This window comes from Amycolatopsis sp. lyj-84 (genome assembly GCF_046549075.1).
Classification (GTDB): domain Bacteria; phylum Actinomycetota; class Actinomycetes; order Mycobacteriales; family Pseudonocardiaceae; genus Amycolatopsis.
In genome coordinates this window covers 1,072,501-1,096,260 of sequence record NZ_JAJPWO010000001.1, presented here as the reverse complement: position 1 = coordinate 1,096,260, position 23,760 = coordinate 1,072,501, and the positions used below count along the sequence as shown (strand labels likewise).

Here is a 23,760-nt window from a genome sequence, read left to right as displayed (position 1 = left end):
AAGCCACTTTCGGGACGTCTGATGTCCCGAAAGTGGCTTTCGCGACACGGCCACTCGGCATCGGACGCGGCAAAGGACACCTTCATCCCGTCACCGGCCCCGCTCACCAACACGCCACGTTTGCCCTCCCCCTCAATAACCGTCCTTACCACTCACGAGGCCGGGAGCTCGTCCGCCTTCCGGATCAGGGGCACCGGCGCCGGGCTGCCCGCCGCGTCCGTCAGCGGGGAGACCGTGCTCCGGAAGCTCTCGAGCGCTTCCAGTTCCCGGCGCCGGGCCGAGATGAAGCGCTGGAGGTGGGTGCTCGACAGATTCAGCGCGTCGACCGCGTTGCCCGCGGCCCGGTGCGCGGCCGCGGCGCCCGCCCGGACCTGTTCGACGTCCTCGACCAGTGCCCGCTCGGTCGCGGCGAACAGCGCGGCGGACGCCAGCACGGCGAATCCGGTCGGCCCGCAGAGGAAGACCCGCCGGTCCAGCATCCAGCGCAGCAGCTCCGGGTCCGTGTCCAGCGCGGCCACGACGGCCGCGTCGGACGGGACGAACATGATCGTCCCGTAGATCGCGTCGGCCCAGCGCTGGTAGCCCTTGCCCGCCAGTTCGGCCGCCCGCGACCGGAGCTGCCGGACGTGGACGCGCAGCGCGTCGAGCCGTTCTTCGGGGTCGTTGGTCTCGACGGCTTCGGCCCAGCAGGCCATGCTCGCCTTCGCGTCGACAGGCACCGTCCGCCCGCCGCCGACCCGCAGCACCATGTCCGGTTTCGCGGCGCCGCCGCCGGCCAGGTCCGTTTGCAGCGTGAAATGCAGTTCTTCGCGGAGCCCGAGCGCGCGTGCGGTCTCCAGGAGGACCTTTTCGCCCAGCTCGCCGCGGCCGCTGATCGACGCGAAAGCGACCTCGTACCGGCGTAGCGCGAGTTGCTGCTGATCCGCCTTCGACCGTTCGGCGTCGACCAGTTTCGCCGCCGCGTCCGCCCGCCGCATGCCGTCGTTGTACAGCCGCCACAGCAACGCGACGGCGACGAGCAGCAGGAGCGCGAGCACGACGGCCGCGGTGGTGATCACCGTCGCCACCGGTACCTCCCCTCCGGATCCGAGTCCGGGACATCATGGCGGAACCCGCCGACAAAAACCGGGCGGCGTATCTGACCTGGGCCGTCCCCGGCGTGTCGGAAAGCGCGGTGCCGCCAAGGGCGCGCCTCCCCTCTTCGGCCGGTGCGCGGCTCTACCTTGGGCTGCGTGAAGCTCCTGCACACGTCCGACTGGCACATCGGTCGCACGTTCCACGGCGCCGATCTGCTCGCCGAGCAGGAAGCCGTGCTCGGTCACCTCGCCGATCTCGTGGTCGCCGAGTCGGTCGACGTCGTCCTCGTTTCCGGCGACATCTACGACCGCGCGGTGCCCTCGGCGGAGGCCGTCCGCGTCGCCACCACCGCGCTCGGCAGGCTCCGTCAGGCCGGGGCGCAGCTGGTGATGACGCCGGGCAACCACGACTCCGCGCCGCGGCTGGGCGCGTTCGCCGAATTCGCCGCGGCGGGCGGGCTGCACCTGCGCGCCACGATCGACGGCATCGCCGAGCCGGTGCTGCTGCCCGACGAACACGGCGACGTCGCCCTCTACGGCATCCCGTACCTCGAGCCGGAGCCCGCGCGCCACGCCCTCGGCGTTCCCGAAGCCCGCGGCCACACCGGCGTCCTCACCGAGGCGATGCGGCGGATCCGCGCCGACCTCGCCGAACGGCCGCAGGGAACGCGGTCGGTGGTGCTCGCGCACGCCTTCGTCACCGGCGGCGAGCCGACCGAATCCGAGCGGACCATCGCGGTCGGAGGTGTCGAGCAGGTGCCGGGTTCGGTGTTCGACGGCGTCGATTACGTCGCGCTCGGCCACCTCCACGGCCCGCAGACCCTCGCCGAGCACCTGCGCTATTCGGGCAGTCCGCTGGCGTATTCGTTTTCCGAGACGCGCCAACGGAAATCCGTCTGGCTGGTCGACCTCGGCGCCGACGGGCTGGCCGAGGTCCGGCGGCACGAACTGCCGGTTCCGCGGCAGCTCGCGATGCTCAGCGGCGAGCTGGCGGATCTCCTGTCGGACCCGGAACACGACGGCCTCACCGATCATTTCCTCTCCTTCACGATCACCGACCGGGTCCGCCCGATCGACGCGATGCGGAAACTGCGCGAGCGTTTCCCCTACGCCGTGCACCTGGATTGGCAGCCGGAAGGCGGTCACGCCGGAGCCGCGCTGAAGTACGCCGAAGCCGTCCGCGGGCGTTCCGACGTCGAGATCACGCGCGGTTTCCTCGAGGACTGCCGCGGGTCCGCGCCGACGGAGAGAGAGGAGCGGCTCGTGCTGGCAGCGCTGGGCGCCGCGGGCAGGGAGCGCGAAGTATGAGGTTGCACCGGTTGGAGGTCGCCGCTTTCGGCCCGTACGCGGGCCGCGAGGTGGTGGACTTCGACGTGCTCGGCGCCGACGGGTTGTTCCTGCTGCACGGCGACACCGGCGCGGGCAAGACGACCCTGCTCGACGCCATCGCGTTCGCGTTGTTCGGCACCGTCCCCGGTGCTCGCGGCGAGGTCAAGCGGCTGCGCTGCGATCTCGCCGAGCCGGATCAGGTCACCGAGGTCGTCCTCGAACTGACCGTGCAGGGCCAGCGGATGCGGATCGCGCGCAACCCCGAGTACCAGCGGCCGAAGCGCCGTGGCGAGGGGATGACCCTCCAGCAGGCCAAGGCGGTGCTGAGCTGGGTCGGCACGGTGCCCGCCGGGCACGTGGCCGAAGGCATCACGCGGATCGACGAGGTCGCGCGCACCGTCGAGCGGCTCATCGGCATGACGCACGAGCAGTTCTTCCAGGTGGTCTTGCTGCCGCAGGGCGAGTTCGCGCGGTTCCTGCGGGCGAACACGGCCGAACGCGAGGAACTGCTGGAGCGGCTGTTCGGCACCGAGCGGTTCTCCGACGTCGAAAACTGGTTCGCGGATCTGCGCGCCGAGCGTGGCCGTGAGCTGCAGGCGCGGCAGCAATCGCTGCGGGAGTGGGTCGCGCGGTTCGCGCAGGTCGCCCGGCAGGAGGCGCCCGAGGAGGGACAGGCCGAGTGGGTCGACGCGGTCCTCGCGGAGTCCGCCGAGCTTGTGGCCCAGGCACGAGGACAGGAAGAGAAGGCGCGTAAGGCCGCGAAGACGGCCGAGGCCGTGTGGCAGGAGAACCGGTCCACCGCCGAGCGCATCCGCCGGGTGCGCACCGCGTACACGCGTCTTTCGGCGATCGCCGAGCAGGCGGATCAGCGCGCGGAGTGGGCGGAAGAGGTCGAAGCGGCCCATCGTGCGGCAGGCGTCGCCGCTGAGGCCGATCAGCTCGAACGCCGCTCGAACCAGCTCGCCGAGGCGGAGGCCGCGGAAGCGCTCCGGACCCGGGAAGTGCCGGACGCCGCGGACAGTTCCGCCGCCGAACTCCGCGCCCGTGCCGGCGGGCTGCGCGAAGAAGCGGGCGCGCTGGCCGAACTCGTGGCCGAAGGCGAGCAGCAGCAACGGGATCTGGTCCGCCGAGATCAGCTGAGCACCGTCGCGAAGGAGGCGGAGGAGCAGGCCGAGGAACTCGTCGCCGAACTCGAATCCGTGCCGGAGAAGGTCACGGTGTTGCGTGCCGAGGCGCTCGCGGCCGCCGAAGCCGAGGCGAAACTCGAAGGCGTCCGCACCCGTTTCGACGAGTTGACCGCACTGGTCCGGGACGCCGATGAGGTGCCTCGGGCGAAGCAGGCCGTCGAGCAGGCTCGTGGACTGGTCCGCGACGCCGTCGACGCCCACCAGCAGGCGCGGCAGCATCGTCTGGACCTGCGTGAGCGCCGCCTCGACGGGATGGCGGCCGAACTCGCCGCCGGCCTGGCCGCGGGTGAGGACTGCCCGGTGTGCGGCGCGACCGAGCATCCGGCGCCCGCCACGCACACCGGTGGCCTCGTCGATCCCGAGGACGAACGCCGCGCCGAAGCCGCCGAGCAGCAGGCCGACAATCGGCGGGAGAAGGCGAAAGCCTCGCTGCTGGAAGCCGAAGGACGGCTTAAGACGCTGGTCGAGCGGTTGCGCGAGCGCACCGCCGAGGCGCTGCGGGCCGAACTCGGCGAGGCGCGGGAGCTGGGCGCGTCGCTGTCGGAAAAGGCTCGTCGCAAGTCCGTGCTGGAGAAGCAGCTCCTCGAACTGGAACGGAAGACCGAGCAGCTGACCGAACGCCGTCGCGTGACCGGGCAGCGGGCGGCCGAGGCCGCGACCGAGGTCCGGGGTCTCACGGAACGGCTGGCCGAACGGGAACGACGGCTGGAAAGCGCGCGCGGCGAGTTCGCCGACGTCGCCGCCCGGCGGCGGCACCTGCTCGGTTTCGCGACCCGCCTCGACGCGCTCGCCGAAGCGCGGCTCGGTGTCGTGGGTGCCCGCGAGCGTCGCGACGAGCAGGCGAAACTCGTCGAGAAAGCCTTGCAGGCCAAGGGTTTCGCGGATCTCGACGCGATGCGGGCCGCGTCACGGCCGGACGAGCAGATCACGAAACTGGAGACCAGCCTCGCCGACGCGAAGGTGATGGAGGAGTCCGAGCGGCGCGCGTTGGCGGCGCCGGAACTCTTCGGCATCTCGCCCGAGGACGAGATCGACGTCGTGGCCTCCGAAGAGGCGGCGCGGAAAACCCAGGGCGAAGCCGAGCAGGCTTTCGCGGCGCTGCGCACGGCCACGTCCCGGCACACCGACCTGACCGGCGTGGCCGAGCGGATGGCGTCCCTGATGGCGGGGCTGGCGCCGGTCGAAGAGCGGTACCTCGAACTGAAGGCGCTGGCCGAGGTCGTCAACGGGCGCGGGCAGAACGCGCGGAAGATGTCGCTGCGCTCGTACGTGCTCGCCGCGAGACTGGAAGAGGTCGCGGTCGCGGCGACCGCCCGCCTGCGGACGATGAGCCAGGGCCGGTATTCCTTCGTGCACTCCGACGCGGCCGGTGCCCGGGGCACTCGCGGCGGGCTCGGGCTCGACGTGCTCGACGACTACTCCGGCACCGTCCGGCCCGCGAAGACGCTCTCCGGCGGCGAGTCCTTCCTCGCGTCGCTCTCACTGGCGCTGGGCCTCGCCGACGTCGTCGCCGCCGAGACCGGTGGGGCGCTGCTGGACACGCTGTTCATCGACGAGGGTTTCGGCACGCTGGACGCCGAGACGCTCGACATCGTCATGAACATCCTCGACGAGCTTCGCGCCGGTGGCCGGGTGGTCGGGCTGGTGTCGCACGTGGAGGAACTGCGGCAGCGGATCCCAACCCGGCTGCGGATCCGGAAGGCGCGTACGGGCTCCTCGGTCGAAATCCACGCCGCCTGACCCGCTCAGCGCGCGCTATGAAAGGCCCGTTACTTGCAAATTTTGCAAGTAACGGGCCTTTCATAGCATTCGCGAGAGGGGCACTCAGGCGGCTTCGTGGGTCAGCAGCCACTGCTTCGCCGGGACACCCCACCGGAAGTTCCCCACGCCGCCGCCGGTCCGCACCACGCGGTGACACGGCACGAACAACGCCGCGGCGTTCTTCGCGCACGCCGACGCGGCCGCCCGCACCGCCGCCGGATTGCCCGCCAGCGTCGCGTACTCCGCATAGCTCACCGGCTCACCGGCGGGCACCTTCCGCAGGATTTCCCAAGCGTGCTCCCGGAAAGCGCCGGACCGCTGCCGCACCTCGACGTCGGCGACCGCGTCCAGGTCGCCGTCGTGGTACCGGCGGATCGCGGCGCTCACCGGTCCCAGGTCCTGTCGCTGCTTCACCTCGCCGGGGGCCAGCGACGGCGAGATCAGCGGTGTCAGTTCGCCGACGTCGCCGGTCCAGCCCGAGGCGAGTACGGCCCCGTCCTCCGCCACCACGGCGGTGAACGGCCCGATCTTTGTGTCCATTGTGGACCAGTATGCGATGCTCATCGTCTCCCTTTCAAGCGCGCCACAGGTACATGCCGGCATACGAGGACCAGGGCTGCCAGGCCCGTCCACGTTCGGCCAGCGTCTTTTCGTCGTCGGCGATCCCCAGCGCGGCCGCTCCCCGGCGCAGCGCCGGATCACCGGTCAGCAGGACGTCCGGCGCGCCCAGGACGCGCATCAGGACGTAGTCCGCGGTCCGGGGCCCGATTCCCGGGAGTGCCAGCAGTTCCTCCCGCAACTCCTCGGGATCGCGGCCGACGTGGACCGAAACGCCGTCCGCCAGCGCGGCGGCCACGGCGGCGATCCGCTCCGGACCGTGTTCGGCGACCACGGCCGCCGTCGGGAACACCGTGGTCACCCCTTCCAGCGATTCGTCGCAGTTGGGCACACGCTCGCCGAGGGTGTCGGCGAGCGACGCCGCCTCGGCCGGGGACAGCAGCGCGCGCAGCACGAGTTCGTCCCCGTCGACCGCGCCCGGCACCCGGATGCCGGGGATCGCCTCGACCAGCGGCGCGAGCGCCGGGTCGGCCCCGAGGACCCGCGTGACCGCCTCGGGGTCGGCGTCGAGATCCAGCAGCCGCCGCACCCTGGCCACGGCGCTGCTCAGGTCACGCAGGTCGGCGAGCCGCAGGTCGCAAAGGACGTGGTCGTCCTTCGTCGTCAGCCGCACCACGCCGACGCCGTGTGCGAGCCGCAGCGTGCGGGCATAGGCGGTCACGCCGGAATCGTCGCGCGTCACGTGCTCGACGCCGGGGACGGCCCGGACGGCCAGGAACTCCAGCACCCCGGCCGCGTCGAACGGCTTGCGGAACGGCAGCCGCAGGCTCAACCGGGTCCCGGTCGGTGTCTCGTCGGCCTTGCGGCGTCCGCGACGCAGGCTCGCCGCGCGAAGCTGCGAAGGCGTCGTCGCGAACACCTCGCGGATCGTCTCGTTGAACTGGCGGACGCTGGAGAAACCCGCCGCGAACGCGACGTCGGTCAGCGGAAGGCCGGACATCTCGATCAGCAGCCGCGCCGAGTGCGCCCGGTGCGCCCTGGCCAGCGCGAGCGGTCCGGCACCGAGTTCCGCGGTGAGGACACGCCCGAGCTGACGTTCGGAATAGCCGAGCCGTCGCGCGAGCCCCGGCACACCGTCGCGTTCGACGGTCCCGTCCGAGATGAGCCGCATCGCCCGCGCGGCGAGGTCGGCCCGGATGTCCCAGTCGGGCGAGCCGGGGACGGCGTCGGGGAGGCAGCGGCGGCAGGCACGGAAGCCGTTCGACTGCGCCGCGGCCGACGTCGGGTAGAAGCGGACGTTCTGCTGCTTCGGCGTCGACGCGGGGCAGGACGGGCGGCAGTAGATCCCGGTGGTGCGGACCGCCATGATGAACTGGCCGTCGAACCGGGAATCACGGGCGGCGACGGCGCGGTAACACCGTTCGGTGTCGCGCCACACGGCCCGTTCGGCCAAGGTCTGCTCGGTCATGACATCGATCGTGCCACCAGGTCGCGGGGTCGGCTGGCGGAAATCCGACACCGCGATCCGGGCCTCGGCGGATGGGGTCGCGGGCGGCACGTAGACTTCTGGCCCGTGAGTCTCACCCTCGGCATCGTCGGCCTGCCCAACGTCGGCAAGTCCACCCTGTTCAACGCGCTGACCCGCAACGACGTGCTCGCCGCGAACTACCCGTTCGCGACGATCGAGCCCAACGTCGGCGTCGTCCCGCTCCCGGACCCGCGCCTGGACGAACTCGCCAAGGTGTTCGGCTCCGAGCGGACCGTGCCCGCTGTTGTGTCCTTTGTGGACATCGCGGGCATCGTGAAGGGCGCCTCCGAGGGGGCCGGGCTCGGCAACAAGTTCCTCGCGAACATCCGCGAGGCGAACGCGATCTGCCAGGTCGTGCGGGTCTTCGACGACCCGGACGTGATCCACGTCGACGACCGGATCGACCCGGCGAGCGACATCGAGACGATCAACACCGAGCTGATCCTCGCCGACCTGCAGACGCTCGACAAGGCGCTGCACCGGCTCGAGAAGGAAGCGCGAACCAAGAAGGAAGCCAAGCCCGCTCTCGACAACGCGGTCAAGGCCAAGGAAATCCTCGACTCGGGCCGGACCCTGTTCCAGGCGCAGAAAGAGGTCGACTTCGAGGCTCTGCGCGAGCTGAGCCTGCTCACCACGAAGCCGTTCCTCTACGTCTTCAACGCCGACGAGGGAATCCTCACCGACGACGCTCGTCGCGAAGAGCTGGCCAAGATGGTCGCCCCCGCGGACGCGGTGTTCCTCGACGCGAAGGTCGAGTTCGAGCTGCTGGAACTGGACGACGAGGACTCCGTGCGCGAGCTGCTGGAGTCCGTCGGCCAGCACGAGCCAGGCCTGTACTCGCTCGCCCGCGCCGGTTTCCACACCCTCGGCCTGCAGACCTACCTGACCGCGGGCCCCAAGGAGTCGCGCGCCTGGACGATCCCGCAGGGCGCGACCGCCCCGCAGGCCGCCGGCGTGATCCACACCGACTTCGAGCGCGGTTTCATCAAGGCCGAGGTCGTCTCGTACGACGACCTGATCGAGAACGGTTCCATGGCCGCCGCCCGGTCCGCGGGCAAGGTGCGCATGGAGGGCAAGGACTACATCATGTCGGACGGCGACGTGGTGGAGTTCCGCTTCAACGTCTGACGGCGGACGCGACTGAGCGGGCGAAGCAGAGCGAGTGTGTCAGTCCTCAAGCTTGCGAGTCTCGGGCAGAGCTGACCGCAACGGGTGCTCACGCAGAAGCACGAGATTCTCGGTGTTGTCGGACTGCTCGCTGGTCATGCCTGCATTCTCCTCACTCGCCGCTTACACCGTGGGGGCTCTCGCAGACAGGTTGAACTCGCTTGTCGCCAGGCTTGCGCACAGCACGAACGTCCGCTCCCGAGGTTCGTTTCGGTGACGACTTATCGCTGGTTGTTACTTTCATTGGGCGCAGGATATACTGCGTCCAATGAAACCTTCGCCGAGTCTGCTGCCACTGCTGCGGTCGCGCACGCAAGGTGAGCTGCTCGCGCTCGTTCTGCTGCATCCGGATCGCGAGTACAGCATCACCGAGCTAGCCGAAGCCTGTGGTGTCACGACCACCGCGGCGTTGCGTGAAGTCGAGCGGCTGACCGAGGGCGGCATTCTGGAAGATCGGAGAGTCGGCCGGAGCCGGATCGTCAAAGCCCGAACGGACACCCCGCTCTACCGGCCGTTGAGTGATCTCATCGCGGTCACGTTCGGGCCGATGCCGCTGCTCGCCGAGGCCTTGTCCGGGCTCGCGGGCGTCAGCGAGGCATACATTTACGGCTCTTGGGCCGCGCGCTACAGCGGCGAACCGGGGCCGCCTCCCGGCGACGTCGACGTCCTCGTCGTCGGTTCGCCTGATCCGGACGAGCTTTTCGACTTGGCGGAGCGGGTGTCGCGGCGGCTGAGCCGCGAGATCAACGTTCATCGGATCTCATCCGAGTCGTGGGCGTCGGGCACGACGGATCCGTTCCTCGTCAGCGTTCGTGAGCGTCCGCTGGCTCAACTGAACCTCGGCTTGGAGACTTGATGACCCCGTGGAATCAAGGGCGCGAAACGATCGACGCACTCATAGCGAGCGGTTCGATCGAGCGTGTCCCCGCTTCGCGAGAAGCCGCCGAGGCGGAGATCGACAGGGCTCGCACGCACCTCACTTCGGCGCGGCTGTTGCTGGATTCGGATCCGGAAGGCGCCTACACGCTGGCATACGACGGTGGGCGCCGCGCCTTGGCTGCGCTCTTGCAGAATCAGGGCCTGCGCGCCACGAGTCGCGGTGGCCATATCGCCGTCTACGAAGCTGTTTTCGCACAGCTCGATCCTCCGCTTGGGCGGGTTTTGCGTCCTTTCAACCGCATGCGGGTCCGGCGGAACGAAGTCGCCTATCGCTCCTCGGAGGCTCCGTCGGTGACCAGCGAGGACGTGACGACCGATATCGCGAAAGTCGAAGCCTTGATCGACATCGCGGCGAGGACGATTCCGAACATGCCGCTTTACTAGGTCGCGACCGTGATCGACGCGGGGTGGACCGCCTCTGCGCAGTCCGTTGTCGGCTTGGCGGCTAGAGAAGGGCCCGCAGTAGAGCCACGAAGCCTGCGATCCCGAAGAGTGCCAAGCCGCCGGTCCAGATCCGGTAGGACCGCAACCGGATCACGCGGCGGCGTGTCCGGCCGGCGTTCAGCGCCCTGACTTCACCTGTTGCGAAGATTTCCGGCCAGCCATGCTCCCGCTCGATGCGATGCAGTAGTACCGAGTCGGTGACTTCGTTCTGTCGCTGGCGGAGCAACAGCTGGATCGACATCGCCGACACGATCATCGAGAGCAGTCCCGCGACGGCCGCGGCGAAAGGCGTCGATTGGGCTCCGTGGGCGAGGGACAGCAGAAAAGACTGCGCGGTCAGGGAAAGCGCGGGCACCTGCCACATCAGCGTGTCGAAGGCCTGCCGTCGCGTGGCGAGGATCTGATACTGGGTGATGGTCACCGGTGAGGCGGCGGGCCGCGGGTCCTGCTCGTCAGGTGAAGGCGTCACCGGATCAGAGTGGCATCCCGGCAGGGCGCTCGTGAGTGGTAAAGGCGGTTAGAACCGCCTTTACCACTCACGAGCCCCACTACTTCCGCAGCAGGTTGTAAGCCGCCGATCCGATCAGCTCCAGCGAGACCTGAAGCCGCTCAAGGGAAACGTTGTCCTTGATGGTGTCTTCCGGCGTGTGATAGGTCGGCTCCAACAGCGCCGGGCCGCTTTCGCCACGCCAGCTGAAGTTGCCCGACGCGATCCCGCGCTCGAAGAACGGCACGTGGTCGCTCGAACCGCGCGCGACCGGGCCCTTGACCCGAGGGTCGTAACCGAGCCGCTTGGCCGCGGCGTTGACGGCCGCGGTCGTGGCGTTGTCGGCACCGTCGACCGAAAGCAGCCAGTAGGTGATCGCCGGGTCCCAGCTGGTGGCGACCATGTCGTTCTGGAAGCAGCCCGCGATCCGCTTCGCTTCCGGGTCGGTCAGGTTCGAGACGTAGTGCCGCGAACCGATCAGCCCGTATTCCTCCGAGCCCCACAGCGCGAACCGCAGTGTCTTGTTCGTCGGCAGGTACCGGAGGACACGCGCCAGTTCCAGGCACAGCACGGTGCCGCTGCCGTCGTCGTTCGCGCCGGGGGAGCCGGGGACGCTGTCGTAGTGCGCGGTCACCATGACCACGCCGTTGTCCTTGCCGGGGAAGGTGGCGGGCCGCTCGGCGATGACGTTGTACGACGTCAGGTTCTTGTGGTGGGTGGCCGTCGCCTTCACCTTGACCGAGCCCTTGGCGAGCCGTTCGCGCAGTCGCTCCACCTGCACCTGCGCCAGGCCGAGCACCGGGACGGTGACCGGGGTGGCCAGCGTCGGGGAGAAGGCGGACAGTTTGCGCGCCGGGTCGGCGCCGATCCGGCCGATCAGCACGGCGACGGCGCCGCGCTGCGCGGCCGTCAGGTACGCGTCGGCCTTGTTCGTCACGGCCGCGATCAGCACGATCTTGCCGGTCAGGTCGTCCGGAAGGGTGGTCCCGTCACCGGCGTCGACGACGACCGCCTCACGCGTGACGTCCTGCGCGCCCTGCGGCGACGAGCCGGTCTGCCAGCTGTCACGTCCGACCGACAGGCCGCCCAGGAACTTGTCGGCGATCGGGAACGGCTGCAGCGTGACCTGGTAGCGCAGCTCTCGCAGCACCTTCGCGATGTAGTCCTTGGCGCGCAGTTCGCCTTCGGTGCCGGCGATCCGGGGGCCGATCTTGTCGCTGAGCACCCGAAGGTGCTCCAGCGCCCGCCGCGACCGCACCCGCGCGATCACGGGGTAGTCGCCGAAGTCCAGCGACGGCGGGAACTGCGCGCCCGGACGCTGCTGCGTGGCCGCGGCGGCGGTGCCGGGGTTCAACCCGATCGTCGCCGCGCCCGCCAGAGCCACCGCACCCGCGAGCACCTCACGCCTGCGCAGACCTGCCATGGAACACCCCTCACTTCTCGAACGACCTTCGTTCGAGTAGCCAATAGTCGCCGGGCCGCCAGAGCAACCTCCGATCGTCCCCTTTTTCCGGTTCAGCCCACGGTGGTGTGGCGGTAGGCCTGGGCCAGCGCGACGCCGCCGCAGGCGATGGCCCCGATCAGCCCGCCGATCAGCAGCACGGTCCCGACGAAGGGGCCGAAATCGCCCACGTCGGCGAGCCGTCCCCAGAAGGAGCCTTCGAGCAGGGCGCCGACCAGGATGAACAGTGGCGCGGCGACGCCGAGGAACAGGATCCAGCGGTACTTGGCGGCCAGGGTCAGCACGAGGATCCCGGTCACGCCGAGGATGAACGGGCCGGGCGGGATGTCCGGGAATCCGGGGACGCCCGAGACGATCTGGATGATCAGCCCGGCGACGCCGGCGAAGAGGAAGAAAGCGTTGGCGACGGCGGCGGTGGAACGGTTCATGGTGGGACTCCTCACTGGGTTTTCGACCACTGAAGAGTCCCGCTCGGAGCCGCTCGGGGCGTCGGCCCGGAAGCGGCAATCGGGCCTACGCAGACCTGCGTAGCGGTTTGCCGAGGATCAAGGTGACTTCCGCCGAAATCGCGGACACCAGTTCGTCGCCGAACACGCAGATCGTGTACTCCCAAGGGTGCCCGAAGGTGCCGAGCCGGAAGTCCGGCGTCAGGTAGAGGTAGTAGTCGCCGTCGGGGAACGGGCTGAGCGGCCAGTCCTTCGCCGCGGTCGCGAACCGGTACGACTCGTGCTGCCAGTCGAGCGCGTACAACTCGTCGGCACACGAGGCCAGCCCGCGCTGAACCACGGAGACCATCCGGTCCAGCAGCAGATATCCCGGGTCTTCGTCGAGGGCGGACAGACTCCAGGTCACCGCCCCCGCGGGCTCGTCGATCCCCGGCCATTCGAAGCGGTCGGTACTGGGCCGGAAGGCGAATTCCGCGCGGAAGCGGTCCCACACGCGCCGGTACTCGGCGTCGCCCAGGGTCTCGATGCTCACGCGGTGAAAATACGCGAAGGAGGGTGCTACCAGAGTGGTATCATCAGGCCATGGCCATGACCCTGAGGTTGAACGACGAGCAAGAGCGCGCTCTCGCCCTGCTGGCTGAGGCCGACGGCGTGAGCAAGCACGAAGCCACCGTTCGCGCCATCACCGAGGCGGCAGGCCGTCGTGTCCGTGACGACAGGGTCCGGGCACTGTCCAAGGACGGCCGGGAGCGCTACGCCGCTCTGCTCGACCGTCTCGCCCAGTGATCGAGTATCTCACCGTCGAAGACCTCCTGGCGCTCGCGGAAGATCTCCGGGTGCCCAAGATCCGCGATCTCGGGCTGCTCGACTCGGCCGCGCACCGGCCGCAGGCCTCGTTGATGGGCCGGGACGCGTATCCGACGCTGCACGAGAAAGCGGCGGTACTGCTGGAGTCCGTCGTGCGCAACCACGCGCTCATCGACGGCAACAAGCGCCTGGCCTGGATGGCGACGTTCGTCTTCTACGGGCTCAACGGTCACGACCTCGACGCGCCGGAAGACGACGCGTACGACCTGGTGATCGCGATGTCCACCGGCTCACTCGCCTACGACGACGCCGCGGCCGAGCTGGCGGGCTGGGCCAAACCGCTCGGGTAACTTCGGACGGGTGAAGCCACTGGAAGCGGACATGTTCGCGCCCGAGTGCCCGTCGAATCTCACGCCGTTCAGGATCGGCGACAAGTGGGCCGGCCTGGTCGTGCTCTGCCTGGAAGAGGGACCGCGCCGGTTCACCGAACTGAGGGTGCCGCTGAGGGGCGTCACGTCGAAGGTCCTCACGGAGACCCTCAGGGCCCTGGAGCGCGACGGCATGATCACGCGGACGGCGTACGACGAGACGCCGCCGCGAGTGGAGTACGAACTCACTCCGCTCGGCCGGACGTTGTTCGCGCCGATGGAGGCATGCCGCGAGTGGGCGGCGAAGCACCTTCCGGAGCTTGTCGCCGCCCGCGAGGCCTACCCGGGCTGAAAGGGGCTAGCCGAGAAGGCCGAGCACGATGATCGTCAGCAGCGTGACGGCGGTGGCGAAGACGGTCACCCAGACGCGCTGGGCGGCGGTGATGGAGGCGTTGTTCACGGCGGTTCCCCGGGGAGAGAAGCGACAGGTCCGCCGGGAACAGCGCGTTGATCAGGGTCAGCGTTACTTCACGCGCGCCAGTGTGGCGAAGATCACTGATCGTGTTGGTGACGCCGATCTCGCGCCGTGTACCAAAGCACTCCGGCAGCGGCCGCCACCATCGCGCCGAATGCGGAGAACCCCACCACGATCGCCTGTGTCATCACTCGTCCTTTTCTCGTCGGTCGTACTGGGTAGACGCCCGGGAAGCGGAGTCGTGGCGCGGTCGTCACGGACGTCACATATCGGCGAGCACCCCGTCGATCTGCGACGCGAGCGCGAAGTCCTTCTCCGTCAGCCCTCCGGCGGAGTGCGTGCTGAGCCGGAACGTCACCGTCCGCCAGCGGATGTCGATGTCGGGATGGTGGTCGGCCGCCTCCGCGAGTTCGGCGATCTTGTCCACCGCTTCGATGGCTTTCGGGAAGCTCGCCAGCTTCGCCGTCCGCTCAATGGTGACGCCGTCGCGGGTCCAGCCCGAGAGCTTCGTCACGGCCTCGTCCGTCTGCTTGTCGTTCAAGATTTCCGCCATGACTCCATGGTGGTACGCCGTCGGCTACGCTGCACGTTTGCCACGGGTCCCCCTTGAAAAAACGCAGGAGGCTAGATGAAACGCGCCCTCCGCACGCTGGTTGCGGCAGGCACGGTGGCCGCCCTCGCCGCGGGCTGCTCGCTCTCCGGGACTACGGGGAACGACGCGCAGGCACCGGCGACGGTCACGCTCGTGACGCACGACTCGTGGCTCGCCCCGCAGGAGGTCCTCGACGCGTTCGAGCGGCAGTCCGGGATCAAGATCTCCGTGCTCAAGCAGGGGGACGCGGGCGCGCTGACCAACAAACTGGTGCTGACCAAGGCGAACCCGATCGGTGACGTCGCGTACGGCGTCGACTCGACGTTCGCTTCCCGCGCGCTCACCGAGGGCGTTTTCGAGCAGTACACCAGCCCGGAGGCCGATCGCGGCCCCCAGCGCTACTCCGTCGACCCCGAGCACCGGCTCTCCGCCGTCGACCTCGGCGACGTCTGCGTCAACGTCGACACCCGGTACTTCACGGAGAAGGGGATCCCCGAGCCGAAGTCGTTCGCGGACCTCGCCGACGCCAAGTACAAGGACCTGATGGTCGCCGAGAGCCCCGCGACGTCGTCGCCTGGGCTGGCGTTCCTGCTCGGCACCGTCGCCCAGTTCGGCGAGCAGGGCTGGCAGGCGTACTGGTCGCAGCTGAAGGCCAACGGTCTCAAGACGGTCAGCGGCTGGGAAGAGGCCTACACCAAGGAGTTCTCCGGTTCCTCGGGCAAGGGCCCGCGGCCGATCGTCGTCTCCTACGCGTCTTCGCCCGCCGCCGAACTCGGCGACGACGGCAAGCCGCGCACGAAGGCGCTGCTGGACACCTGTTACCGCCAAGTCGAGTACGCGGGTGTGCTGGCGGGCGGCAAGCAGGTCGAGAAGGCCCGCAAGGTCGTGGACTTCCTGCTGTCCCAGCAGTTCCAGGTGACCGTGGCGGCCAACATGTACGTGTACCCGGCACGCCAGGGCGTCGAACTCCCGCAGGGCTGGGCGCAGGCCGCGCCGCTGCCGCAGCAGCCGAAGACGCTCGAACCGGCCAAGATCCAGGCCGGGCGTGAGCAGTGGATCGCCCAGTGGCGCACGCTACTCGAAGGCTGAGTGCGCCCAGGCTGACTTATCGGGGCGCCGGGCTGGCCGCACTCGCCGTGCTGCCGCTCGGTTTCCTCGTGGTGTTCTTCGCCTGGCCGGTCGCGGCGATCATCGGCCGGGGTTTCGGTTCCGGCGGGGTCGGTACGGCCATCGGCGACCCGCTGACCTGGAAGCTCGCGGGGTTCACCGTCGCCAGCGCCGGGGTTTCGACGATCGTCGCGGTGCTCGCGGGTTTGCCGGTCGCGTTCCTGCTCGCGCGGGTGCGGCTGCCGGGTGTCTCGCTGGTCCGGACCCTCGTGCTGGTGCCGTTCGTGCTGCCGACCGTCGTGGTCGGCCTGGCGTTCCGCGCGCTCTGGCCCGACGGCGGCCTGCTGCCGCTGGTACTGGCCAACGCCTTCTTCAACGTCGCCGTCGTCGCGCGTACGGTTTCCGGGCTGTGGAGCCATCTCGACCCGCGCACCGTGGACGCGGCGCGGGCGCTGGGCGCGTCGCCGTGGCGTGCCTTCCGGTCGGTGACGCTACCCGCGCTCGGTCCGGCGATCGCTTCCTCGGCGGCGGTGGTGTTCTTGTTCTGCGCCACCAGTTTCGGGGTCGTGCTCATTCTCGGAGGGTCGAAGTTCCGGACCCTGGAGACCGAGATCTACCTGCGCACGGTCGACCTGCTCGACCTCTCCGGCGCGGCCGCGCTGTCGCTGGTGCAGTTCGCCGCCGTCGTCGCCGCGCTGGTCGTGGGGGCGCTGGCGAGACGACGCAGGGAGAACGCGGTCCGGCTGCGTTCGCGGAGCGAGACCGCGCGGCGGCCCAGGGGCGGCGAATGGTGGGCCGTCTCCGCCGGTCTCGCGGTGATCGCGCTCCTGATGACGCCGATCGTGGCGCTGCTCCTCGAGTCCGTGTCCACTTCGGATGGTTGGAGCCTCGCCGGGTACGAAGCGCTCGCCGGTCAGGGATCCCGTGGCGCGCTGCAGGTTTCGGGCTGGGACGCGGCGTCGATGTCGCTGCGGACGGCGTTCGACGCGACCATGCTCGCGATGATCGTCGGGGTACTGGCCTCGGTCGTGCTGGTGGCGCTGCGCCGCACACCGGGCAGGCTGGCGCGGGGGATGGGCGAGACGATGGACGCGGCGCTGATGCTGCCGCTGGGCGTGTCCGCGGTGACCGTCGGTTTCGGCTACCTCGTCACGCTCGACGCGCTGCCGGGAGACCTGCGGACGTCACCACTGCTGGTCCCGCTCGCGCAGGCGCTGGTGATCATCCCGTTGATCGTGCGGATGGTGCTGCCGGTGCTGCGGTCGGTCGACGTCCGGCTCCGGCAGGCCGCTTCGACCCTCGGCGCGAGCCCCGGCCGGGTGTGGCGGGAGATCGATCTCCCGCTGACGGCGCGTTCGCTGGTCGCGGCCGCCGGTTTCGGATACGTGGTCGCGCTCGGCGAGTTCGGCGCGACGAGCTTCCTGGCCAGGCCGGACGCGCCGACGCTGCCCGTCGCCGTCGCGACGCTGATCTCTCGGCCGGGCGAGCTGAACAACCAGATGGCCTACGCGGCCTGCGCGCTGCTCATGATCGTGACCGTGGTGGCGGTGGTGCTGATCGACCGGTTCGGCGCGGTCCGCGGGCAGAATTCGGTAGGGGAGTTCTAGTGTCGCTGTCGGTACGGGATTTGACCGTCCACTATGGATCTCATCCGGCCGTGAAGGACGCCGGGCTGGACATCGCCGACGGCGAGGTGCTGGCGCTGCTCGGCCCGTCCGGTTCGGGGAAGTCGACGCTGCTGCGGGCGATCACCGGTCTGGAGCCGCTGACGTCGGGGACCGTGCGGTGGGACGGTGAGGACCTCTCCGGCGTCCCCGTGCACCGGCGGGGGTTCGGGCTGGTGTTCCAGGACGGGCAGCTGTTCCCGCATAAGGACGTCGCCTCGAACATCGCGTTCGGCCTGCGGATGCACGACGTCCCGCGCGCCGAACACGCGGAACGCGTCCGGGCGCTGCTCGACCTGGTCGGGCTCACCGGTTACGAGCGGCGGAGGGTCACCGAACTGTCCGGCGGACAGGCGCAACGGGTCGCGCTGGCCCGCGCGCTGGCGCCGGAACCGCGGCTCCTGCTGCTGGACGAACCACTGTCCGGTTTGGACGCCGGACTACGCGAGCAGCTGGCGATCGATCTCGCGGCTTTGTTGCGGCGCAGCAAGATCACCGCGTTGCTGGTCACGCACGATCAGGAAGAGGCGTTCACCCTCGCGGACCGTGTCGCCGTCCTCGACGACGGCGAGATCCGGCAGGAGGGCGCGGTGCGCCGGGTCTGGCGGCAGCCGGTGGACGAGGGGGTGGCGCGGTTCCTCGGCGTCACCACGTTCGTCGACGGCGAGGCGGCCGGCGGGACGGTGCGGAGCGCGCTCGGCGAGGTCGTCCTGCCCGACGTCAAGGATGGCGCGGTACGGCTGGGGCTGCGGCCGCATGGTCTGCGGGTTGCCGCGGAAGGCGTCGAGGCCGAGGTCACCGCCGTGGTGCACCGGCGAGAGCACGTCCGGCTCGTGGTCACGATCGGCGACCTGTCCACTGTGGACGCCGTCGCGCCGGTGACCGCCGATCTGCGCCCAGGGGACACCGTGCGGCTGGCTCTGGACCCCGACGGCGTCGCCCAGCTCCCGCGAGTCGTCCTCTAGTTGCGGTAGTTCGTATGAACCTTGCGGGTTTCCCCAGGGACCGGCGGGCTCGCCCGCCCTAGCCTCGGCGCCATGCTCCTGAAGACGATCTTGTCCTTCGTTCTCGCCGTCGGCCCGGCCGCCGCCCCGGTCACGCCGGAGATCCCGGCCTGCCGCTGAAGGGGCCCTTCCCCTCATCTCACGCGACGAAGGGGCCCTTCACCGCATCGCATGCGGTGAAGGGCCCCTTCAGCCGCTTCTCAGCCGTCGCGGGTGGTGAGGCGCGCGTAGGCGATCGAGAGCCCGATGGCGATGTAGCAAGCGGCGCGCAGCGCGCCTTCGCCGAGCATCGTCGTGTCGATCGGATCCATCAGCACCGAAGCCGGTGCTTGCGTCCAGTCCTGGTTGAGCAGGAACGGATGCAGCCACGAAACCGCGTCCAGGAAACCGAGGATGGTGAACACGATCGTCCCGGCCAGCACCGAGGCGACGACCAGCATCGGGTGTTCGGTGAACGCCGAGATCGCGAGCGCGACCGCCCCGATCGCCCAGAGCTGCAGGACCACCCACGCGGCCACGAGGAGGATGCGGCCCAGCGCGTCCCAGACGCTCAGCGTCGAGCCGGTGAGGGTGAACATCGAGTCGGCGCCGCTGATGATCAGCCCGGTGACGAAACCGGTGAACGTCATGGCCAGTACGGCGATCGTCGAAACCGTCGCGACGCCGAACGCCTTGATCGCGAGCAGCCTGCCCCGGCCGACCGGGGCGATCAGCCAGCCCCGCAGCGTCCCGTGCGCCGCTTCGCCCGCGATCGCGTCCGCCCCGGCCATCGCCGAAGCGAGCGGGAGCAGTAGCCCCAGCGTCATCGTCAAGGCCGCGACCGGCAGGATGAACCCGTTGCTCATCGCGGACGCGAGCAGCGCGCCGTCCCCGCCGCCGCCACCACCGTTCGCCTCCGCCGGGTCGACCAGTGTGAGCGCGACCCCGATCACGATCGGGATCAGCGCGAGCAGCCCCAGCACGGCCAGCGTGCGGGGCCGCCGGAAGATCCAGCGCAGTTCGGCGCGGTACAACCGGAGCAGGCCGACACTGTCCTGGCCGGTCCGTGCCGCGGGTGCCGCGGCCAGAGCGTGGGTCACGACTCCCCCTCACCGTCTACAGTGGACTCCGGCTGGGTCAGCCGGGCGAACAGGTCTTCCAGTCCGGTCCGCGCCCGCGCCGCCTCGTGCACGGCCACCCCGGCCGTCACCAGGTGACGCAGCACGTCGGGAGCTTCGGCGGCGGTGAGGTCCACGCGGACGCCGTCCGGCGTGAGCCTGCTGCCGATCCTGTTCTCCCGCAACGTTTCCACCGCGAGCTCGGCGTCCGGCGTCCGCACCAGCAGCGCCGCGTTCCCCGACTCCAGCAGTTCCGTGAGCTCGCCCTGGGCGATCACGTTCCCCGACTGGAGCACCGCGACGTGCGTGCAGGTCGCCTCGACCTCGGCCAGCAGATGCGAAGACACCAGCACGGTGACGCCGTCGGCGTGCAGTTCCTCGATGATCCGGCGGATCTCCCTGGTACCGGCCGGATCGAGACCGTTGGTCGGTTCGTCGAGCACGACCATCCGCCGCGGCACGAGCAGCGCGCTCGCCAGCCCCATCCGCTGCTTCATCCCCAGCGAATACCCCTTGTAGCGCCGGTTCGAGGCGTCGGTCAGGCCGACGCGCTCGAGCGCCGCGTCGACCGCGCCGGGGATCCCGGCCGCGGCCAGCCTCGGTTCGGCCGCGGCCACGCGCAGCAGGTTTTCCCGCCCGGAAAGAAAAGGGTGGAAGCCCGGTCCTTCGACCAGCGCGCCGACGTCGGGCAGCGCGTGCGCCGCCTCGTCGGGCATCTTCTTGCCGAAGAGTTCGACCTCGCCCTCGGTGGGGCGCACCAGACCGAGCAGCATCCGGATGGTCGTCGTCTTGCCCGAACCGTTGGGGCCGAGCATCCCCAGCACGGCGCCTTCGGGAACGTCGAGGTCGACGTGGTCCACGGCCACCGTGCGGCCGTAGACCTTGCGCAGGCCCCTGGTTCGGGCCGCCATGGGTACCGCCGGGGCGGACGCCTCCTGAGAGACGCCCGTCCCGGCTTCGAACGTGGTGGTCACTTCGCGGCCAATGCCTCGAAGAGAACCTGCTCCGGCACCGCGCCGATGGCGTAGCGGCCGTCGTCGGTCAGCACGCCGGTGCCGACCTTGGTGGTCACCAGCCAGCCGCTGCCCCACGCGCCGCTGACCGGCTTGGCGAACCGCGAAAGCAGCGCCTTCGGGTCGACCTGACGGCCTTCCTCGTCCTTCGCGGAACCGGCCTTGGCCAGCGCGTCGGCCGGGATCTTGCCGGTGATCGCGGTGTCCCAGCCGTCGCCGACGACCTTGACCTCGGACTTCGCCTGCTCGGCCAGCTCACGGTTCTTCGGGTCGACCTCGGCGGTCTTCTCGGTCACCTTCGCGCCCTTCGGCGGGGTGAACTCGAAGTTCGACGCGGGCTGGTTCGCGAAGTTGATCTCGCTGAACGAAACCTCGAACGCCGGCGAGGAGGTGCCGTTGGCCAGCACCGTCAGCCGCAGCGGCAGCCGGGTCTGCTCGTCGATCGCGACCCGGATCTCCCGCAGGAGCGTCCGCTCGGTCGGCTTCGGGGTCAGCACCAGCTCGTACGCCGACCGGCTCGCCACCGAGGACGTCCCGTCGACGGCGATCGTGCTGCTCTCACGCACCTTGCCGAGCAGCTCCGAGGCCACCGTGGCCGGGTCGACGGCCTGGCCCTCGACCTTGTTCTGGTGCTCCTTGGCCAGGCCGGCCGGGATGGTCACCTTGGTCGCGGAGTTGTCCTTGGAGTTGTACTCCCAGACGGACTGGCCGTTCCGGACGATGGTCTGCTGGCTGGAGCCCTCGGTGAGCGACACCTTGCTCTTGCCCGCGCCGTCGGTCGAGATCTGCGCCGAGTCGATGCTCAGCGCGGACGCCCCCGGCAGCGTGCTGCCGATCTGCGGCAGGCCGAGGTCGTTGTTGACCTTGACCTTCCCGTCGAACGCGGCGGGCTTCGCGTTGAGCGTGGACTGCACCAGCTCTTCGGCGCTGATCTGCGGCAAGACCGGAGCGTCACCCGCGGTGGCCGGCATCGCGACGACGGCGAGCCCGCCGACGCCCAGTGCCGTTCCCACCACCGCCGCGGTGATGGCCTTCCTCTTCGGATCCATGCTGTCTCTCCCTGTTTCCCCGGGCCCCAGTGTGCTCGGGTCTTGGCGACAACGCTTCCCCGGAAACGCTGAGATACCACTCAGACTCCGCCGTCGGAGCTGAGATGGCGCTGAGAGCTCGCGCGTGAGCTGGTGAAAGCGTGAATGATGAAGGACGTGAAACCTCGAGTACTGGTGGTCGACGACGAACCCGGCGTGCGCAAGGCACTGCAGCGCGGGCTGCGCGCCGAGGACATGGACGTGGTCACCGCGGCCGACGGGCCCAGCGGCCTGCGGCTCGCGCAGACGGGTTCCTTCGACGTCGTGCTGCTCGACATCATGCTCCCGGGTCTCTCCGGCTACCGCGTGCTCGAACGGCTGCGGGCGCTCGGCGTCACCACGCCGGTGCTGATGATCTCGGCGAAGGACGGCGAGGTCGACCAGGCCGACGGCCTCGACCTCGGCGCCGACGGCTACCTCGTGAAGCCGTTCTCGTTCGTCGTCCTGGTCGCGCAGGTGCGCGCGGTGCTGCGGCGGGCCACACCGGACGCGATCCGCGGGCCGCTGCGGATCGGCGCGCTCGAAGTCGACCGGAGCCTGCGGCAGGTCCGCTACGACGGCATCGAGGTGGCGTTCAGCCCGCGCGAGTTCGCCCTGCTGGAGGTACTGGCGGGCCGCGCGGGAACGGTGGTCACCAAGGACGAGCTGCTGCGCGCCGTCTGGGGTGACGAACAGGCCGCGACCCGCAACGTCGTCGAGGTCTACGTCGGCTACGTGCGGCGCAAACTCGACGCCGTCGGAGCGGGCGCCCTGGTCCGGACCGTGCGGGGGCACGGATATCTGGCCTCGGACGCGCAGCTGGACGAAGTGATCGCTCCGGCGGGACAGGGGTGATCGGCTCGCCGTCTTGGTGGCGCCGCCGTTCGCTCCAGGTCCGGATCACCCTGCTCACGGCCGCGGTCACGCTCGGGTTCCTGCTCGGGCTGGCGGCGGTCGCCGGGGACAATCTCCAGCCGTTGCTCATCGGCTCGGTCGACGACGAACTGAGCGCCCAGCTCGAGACCGCGAAGGCCGATGTCTCGGCAGGGCGGCGGCCGACGGCCTCGGCGGTCACCGTCCGTGTCCTCGACACCGGTGGCGGCCCGGTGGACGGCCTGCCACCCGCGAACCTCGGCCCCACGGAAGTTCGCGCGCTGAAGGCGGGGGAATCGGTCACGACCGGCGGTGAGCACAGCTGGCGCTGGGCGGGCACCGTGGTCACCGCGCCCGACGGGCAGCAACGGATCGTCGTCGTGGGCGCGGGCTTGGTCGGCTTCGCGACCGCTGTGCACTCCGGTGGGCTGTGGCTGTTCGCGGTCGCGTCCGTGGGCGCGGTGGGGGCCGGGATCGCGACCTGGCTGCTGGTGCGGTTCGCGCTGCGGCCGGTGGCCCGGATGCGCGGGTCGGTGCGGGCGCTCCCGCCGGGAGCGCGGCTCCCGCTGCCGGACTCGCATGACGAACTCCGCGCGCTGGCCGAGGAGTTCAACGCCCTGCTGGCGCGGCAAGAGGAAGGCGCCGACCGGCTGCGGCGGTTCACCGGGGACGCCGCGCACGAGCTCCGCTCGCCGGTCGCGTCGATCCGTGTGCAGGCCGAGGTCGCCGTCACCAATCCCGATCCCGAGCTCGCCCAGGAGACGCTCTCCGACGTCCTCGAAGAGGCGGAGCGGCTCTCCGCGCTGCTCGACGGGCTGCTGGCGCTGGCGAGGTCGGACGCGGGGGAGGTACCGCCCGCGGAACCCGTCGAGCTGGTGAGCGAGATCCGGGCGGCCGTCGCGCGGATGCCCGCGGACGCGCCGGAGATCCGCGTGAGCGGCACTGTCGGGACGGCGTGGGCGCTGGCCACCCACGCCGAGGTCGAGCTGGTGCTGAGCAACCTGCTGCGCAACGCGGGCCGGTACGCGCGGGGGCAGATCGTGGTGTCGGTGCTGGCGGCGCGGTCCACCGTGCGGGTGGTGGTCGACGACGACGGGCCGGGTATCGCGCCTGAGCACCGGGAGCGGGTCTTCGACCGCTTCTACCGTGTTTCCGATTCGCGGGCGCGGTCCTCCGGCGGAACCGGGCTGGGGCTGGCGATGGTCGCGGAGGCCGTCCGGCGGCGCGGGGGCCGGGTGCGCGTCGGTGAATCACCCGATGGCGGAGCGCGGTTCCAGATCGTCTGGCAGGCGGCGCGGCCTCAGTAGGG

Annotated in this window: 25 protein-coding genes; 14 read left to right on the top strand and 11 right to left on the bottom strand. The window is 70.1% G+C overall.

Annotated features, from left to right (window positions below):
- Positions 1-152: 152 nt before the first annotated feature.
- Positions 153-1,067 carry a DNA recombination protein RmuC gene (rmuC, locus tag ACLJRM_RS05330; protein WP_101610488.1) on the bottom strand — a complete coding sequence of 305 codons (915 nt, stop codon included), beginning with the start codon at positions 1,065-1,067 and terminating at the stop codon, positions 153-155.
- A 165-nt stretch (positions 1,068-1,232) separates the two neighbouring features.
- On the opposite strand from rmuC, the gene ACLJRM_RS05325 reads away from it, so the two are divergent.
- Complete coding sequence (locus ACLJRM_RS05325; RefSeq protein WP_410662425.1) at positions 1,233-2,384, top strand: exonuclease SbcCD subunit D; 1,152 nt, start codon at positions 1,233-1,235, stop codon at positions 2,382-2,384.
- Complete coding sequence (locus tag ACLJRM_RS05320; RefSeq protein ID WP_410662424.1) at positions 2,381-5,332, top strand: AAA family ATPase; 2,952 nt, start codon at positions 2,381-2,383, stop codon at positions 5,330-5,332. The genes ACLJRM_RS05325 and ACLJRM_RS05320 overlap by 4 nt, the downstream gene beginning before the upstream one ends.
- A gap of 84 nt (positions 5,333-5,416) precedes the next feature.
- Here ACLJRM_RS05320 and ACLJRM_RS05315 read toward each other — a convergent pair whose 3' ends face one another.
- Together ACLJRM_RS05315 and ACLJRM_RS05310 are read right to left on the bottom strand one after the other, a co-directional pair.
- Complete coding sequence (locus ACLJRM_RS05315; protein WP_101610485.1) at positions 5,417-5,917, bottom strand: methylated-DNA--[protein]-cysteine S-methyltransferase; 501 nt, start codon at positions 5,915-5,917, stop codon at positions 5,417-5,419.
- Positions 5,918-5,927: 10 nt separating this feature from the next.
- Complete coding sequence (locus ACLJRM_RS05310; RefSeq protein WP_101610484.1) at positions 5,928-7,379, bottom strand: DNA-3-methyladenine glycosylase 2 family protein; 1,452 nt, start codon at positions 7,377-7,379, stop codon at positions 5,928-5,930.
- A gap of 105 nt (positions 7,380-7,484) precedes the next feature.
- On the opposite strand from ACLJRM_RS05310, the gene ychF reads away from it, so the two are divergent.
- From ychF to ACLJRM_RS05295, 3 genes are all read left to right on the top strand, one after another.
- A complete protein-coding gene (gene ychF / locus ACLJRM_RS05305) occupies positions 7,485-8,567 on the top strand; it encodes a redox-regulated ATPase YchF (protein WP_101610483.1) in 1,083 nt (360 codons plus the stop codon).
- A 307-nt stretch (positions 8,568-8,874) separates the two neighbouring features.
- Positions 8,875-9,462 carry an ArsR family transcriptional regulator gene (locus ACLJRM_RS05300; protein WP_410600565.1) on the top strand — a complete coding sequence of 196 codons (588 nt, stop codon included), beginning with the start codon at positions 8,875-8,877 and terminating at the stop codon, positions 9,460-9,462.
- The gene (locus tag ACLJRM_RS05295; protein ID WP_410600566.1) at positions 9,462-9,929 is read left to right on the top strand and encodes a hypothetical protein; all 468 of its coding nucleotides are present in this window, start codon (positions 9,462-9,464) and stop codon (positions 9,927-9,929) included. The genes ACLJRM_RS05300 and ACLJRM_RS05295 overlap by 1 nt, the downstream gene beginning before the upstream one ends.
- Before the next feature lie 61 nt (positions 9,930-9,990).
- Here the strand turns inward: ACLJRM_RS05295 and ACLJRM_RS05290 are convergent, their stop codons facing one another.
- The 4 genes from ACLJRM_RS05290 to ACLJRM_RS05275 all read right to left on the bottom strand — a co-directional run bounded on the left by ACLJRM_RS05290 (position 9,991) and on the right by ACLJRM_RS05275 (position 12,916).
- A complete protein-coding gene (locus ACLJRM_RS05290) occupies positions 9,991-10,458 on the bottom strand; it encodes a hypothetical protein (RefSeq protein ID WP_410600567.1) in 468 nt (155 codons plus the stop codon).
- A 79-nt stretch (positions 10,459-10,537) separates the two neighbouring features.
- A complete protein-coding gene (locus ACLJRM_RS05285; protein WP_410662423.1) occupies positions 10,538-11,899 on the bottom strand; it encodes a M20/M25/M40 family metallo-hydrolase in 1,362 nt (453 codons plus the stop codon).
- A 92-nt stretch (positions 11,900-11,991) separates the two neighbouring features.
- The gene (locus ACLJRM_RS05280; RefSeq protein ID WP_410662422.1) at positions 11,992-12,366 is read right to left on the bottom strand and encodes a hypothetical protein; all 375 of its coding nucleotides are present in this window, start codon (positions 12,364-12,366) and stop codon (positions 11,992-11,994) included.
- Between the two features lie 85 nt (positions 12,367-12,451).
- Positions 12,452-12,916: a DUF2716 domain-containing protein gene (locus ACLJRM_RS05275; protein WP_101610480.1), complete on the bottom strand. Its 465-nt coding sequence runs from the start codon at positions 12,914-12,916 to the stop codon at positions 12,452-12,454.
- 50 nt (positions 12,917-12,966) lie between these two features.
- Between ACLJRM_RS05275 and ACLJRM_RS05270 the strand changes: the two genes are divergently transcribed.
- From ACLJRM_RS05270 to ACLJRM_RS05260, 3 genes are read left to right on the top strand one after another with little or no spacing between them, the layout of a single operon-like run.
- Positions 12,967-13,170 carry a hypothetical protein gene (locus ACLJRM_RS05270; RefSeq protein ID WP_037306526.1) on the top strand — a complete coding sequence of 68 codons (204 nt, stop codon included), beginning with the start codon at positions 12,967-12,969 and terminating at the stop codon, positions 13,168-13,170.
- On the top strand, positions 13,167-13,541 hold the full coding sequence (locus ACLJRM_RS05265) for a type II toxin-antitoxin system death-on-curing family toxin (RefSeq protein WP_101610478.1): 375 nt from the start codon (positions 13,167-13,169) through the stop codon (positions 13,539-13,541). The genes ACLJRM_RS05270 and ACLJRM_RS05265 overlap by 4 nt, the downstream gene beginning before the upstream one ends.
- A gap of 31 nt (positions 13,542-13,572) precedes the next feature.
- Complete coding sequence (locus ACLJRM_RS05260; RefSeq protein WP_410600749.1) at positions 13,573-13,911, top strand: winged helix-turn-helix transcriptional regulator; 339 nt, start codon at positions 13,573-13,575, stop codon at positions 13,909-13,911.
- Between the two features lie 385 nt (positions 13,912-14,296).
- On the opposite strand, the gene ACLJRM_RS05255 is transcribed toward ACLJRM_RS05260, so the two are convergent.
- Complete coding sequence (locus ACLJRM_RS05255) at positions 14,297-14,587, bottom strand: 4a-hydroxytetrahydrobiopterin dehydratase (RefSeq protein WP_410662421.1); 291 nt, start codon at positions 14,585-14,587, stop codon at positions 14,297-14,299.
- 75 nt (positions 14,588-14,662) lie between these two features.
- Between ACLJRM_RS05255 and ACLJRM_RS05250 the strand changes: the two genes are divergently transcribed.
- From ACLJRM_RS05250 to ACLJRM_RS05235, 4 genes are read left to right on the top strand one after another with little or no spacing between them, the layout of a single operon-like run.
- The gene (locus ACLJRM_RS05250; RefSeq protein WP_410662420.1) at positions 14,663-15,715 is read left to right on the top strand and encodes a thiamine ABC transporter substrate binding subunit; all 1,053 of its coding nucleotides are present in this window, start codon (positions 14,663-14,665) and stop codon (positions 15,713-15,715) included.
- Positions 15,716-15,762: 47 nt separating this feature from the next.
- The gene (locus ACLJRM_RS05245) at positions 15,763-17,340 is read left to right on the top strand and encodes an ABC transporter permease (RefSeq protein WP_410662446.1); all 1,578 of its coding nucleotides are present in this window, start codon (positions 15,763-15,765) and stop codon (positions 17,338-17,340) included.
- The gene (locus ACLJRM_RS05240; protein ID WP_101610474.1) at positions 17,340-18,362 is read left to right on the top strand and encodes an ABC transporter ATP-binding protein; all 1,023 of its coding nucleotides are present in this window, start codon (positions 17,340-17,342) and stop codon (positions 18,360-18,362) included. Before ACLJRM_RS05245 ends, ACLJRM_RS05240 begins: the two co-directional genes overlap by 1 nt.
- 21 nt (positions 18,363-18,383) lie before the next feature.
- Positions 18,384-18,521, top strand: coding sequence for a hypothetical protein (locus ACLJRM_RS05235; protein ID WP_410662419.1), 138 nt, complete (start codon positions 18,384-18,386; stop codon positions 18,519-18,521).
- Between the two features lie 80 nt (positions 18,522-18,601).
- On the opposite strand, the gene ACLJRM_RS05230 is transcribed toward ACLJRM_RS05235, so the two are convergent.
- From ACLJRM_RS05230 to ACLJRM_RS05220, 3 genes are read right to left on the bottom strand one after another with little or no spacing between them, the layout of a single operon-like run.
- Positions 18,602-19,480, bottom strand: a complete 879-nt coding sequence (locus ACLJRM_RS05230; protein WP_101610473.1) for an ABC transporter permease — start codon at positions 19,478-19,480, stop codon at positions 18,602-18,604.
- Entirely contained in the window at positions 19,477-20,472 is a 996-nt protein-coding gene (locus ACLJRM_RS05225) for an ABC transporter ATP-binding protein (RefSeq protein WP_101610472.1), read from the bottom strand. The genes ACLJRM_RS05230 and ACLJRM_RS05225 overlap by 4 nt, the downstream gene beginning before the upstream one ends.
- Positions 20,469-21,560, bottom strand: a complete 1,092-nt coding sequence (locus ACLJRM_RS05220; RefSeq protein WP_101610471.1) for a LolA family protein — start codon at positions 21,558-21,560, stop codon at positions 20,469-20,471. The genes ACLJRM_RS05225 and ACLJRM_RS05220 overlap by 4 nt, the downstream gene beginning before the upstream one ends.
- A gap of 144 nt (positions 21,561-21,704) precedes the next feature.
- Between ACLJRM_RS05220 and ACLJRM_RS05215 the strand changes: the two genes are divergently transcribed.
- The gene (locus tag ACLJRM_RS05215) at positions 21,705-22,433 is read left to right on the top strand and encodes a response regulator transcription factor (RefSeq protein WP_101610470.1); all 729 of its coding nucleotides are present in this window, start codon (positions 21,705-21,707) and stop codon (positions 22,431-22,433) included.
- The gene (locus tag ACLJRM_RS05210; RefSeq protein WP_410662418.1) at positions 22,430-23,758 is read left to right on the top strand and encodes an ATP-binding protein; all 1,329 of its coding nucleotides are present in this window, start codon (positions 22,430-22,432) and stop codon (positions 23,756-23,758) included. The genes ACLJRM_RS05215 and ACLJRM_RS05210 overlap by 4 nt, the downstream gene beginning before the upstream one ends.
- Positions 23,759-23,760 lie beyond the last annotated feature (2 nt).

Coding starts and splice junctions, on each gene's coding strand:
- ACLJRM_RS05285 (WP_410662423.1), bottom strand. CDS start 11,899: ATGGCAGGTCTGCGCAGGCGTGAGGTGCTCGCGGGTGCGGTGGCTCTG.
- ACLJRM_RS05310 (WP_101610484.1), bottom strand. CDS start 7,379: ATGACCGAGCAGACCTTGGCCGAACGGGCCGTGTGGCGCGACACCGAA.
- ACLJRM_RS05300 (WP_410600565.1), top strand. CDS start 8,875: ATGAAACCTTCGCCGAGTCTGCTGCCACTGCTGCGGTCGCGCACGCAA.
- ACLJRM_RS05280 (WP_410662422.1), bottom strand. CDS start 12,366: ATGAACCGTTCCACCGCCGCCGTCGCCAACGCTTTCTTCCTCTTCGCC.
- ACLJRM_RS05250 (WP_410662420.1), top strand. CDS start 14,663: ATGAAACGCGCCCTCCGCACGCTGGTTGCGGCAGGCACGGTGGCCGCC.
- ACLJRM_RS05320 (WP_410662424.1), top strand. CDS start 2,381: ATGAGGTTGCACCGGTTGGAGGTCGCCGCTTTCGGCCCGTACGCGGGC.
- ACLJRM_RS05215 (WP_101610470.1), top strand. CDS start 21,705: ATGATGAAGGACGTGAAACCTCGAGTACTGGTGGTCGACGACGAACCC.
- ACLJRM_RS05220 (WP_101610471.1), bottom strand. CDS start 21,560: ATGGATCCGAAGAGGAAGGCCATCACCGCGGCGGTGGTGGGAACGGCA.
- ACLJRM_RS05270 (WP_037306526.1), top strand. CDS start 12,967: ATGGCCATGACCCTGAGGTTGAACGACGAGCAAGAGCGCGCTCTCGCC.
- ACLJRM_RS05295 (WP_410600566.1), top strand. CDS start 9,462: ATGACCCCGTGGAATCAAGGGCGCGAAACGATCGACGCACTCATAGCG.
- ACLJRM_RS05315 (WP_101610485.1), bottom strand. CDS start 5,917: ATGAGCATCGCATACTGGTCCACAATGGACACAAAGATCGGGCCGTTC.
- ACLJRM_RS05255 (WP_410662421.1), bottom strand. CDS start 14,587: ATGGCGGAAATCTTGAACGACAAGCAGACGGACGAGGCCGTGACGAAG.
- ACLJRM_RS05260 (WP_410600749.1), top strand. CDS start 13,573: ATGTTCGCGCCCGAGTGCCCGTCGAATCTCACGCCGTTCAGGATCGGC.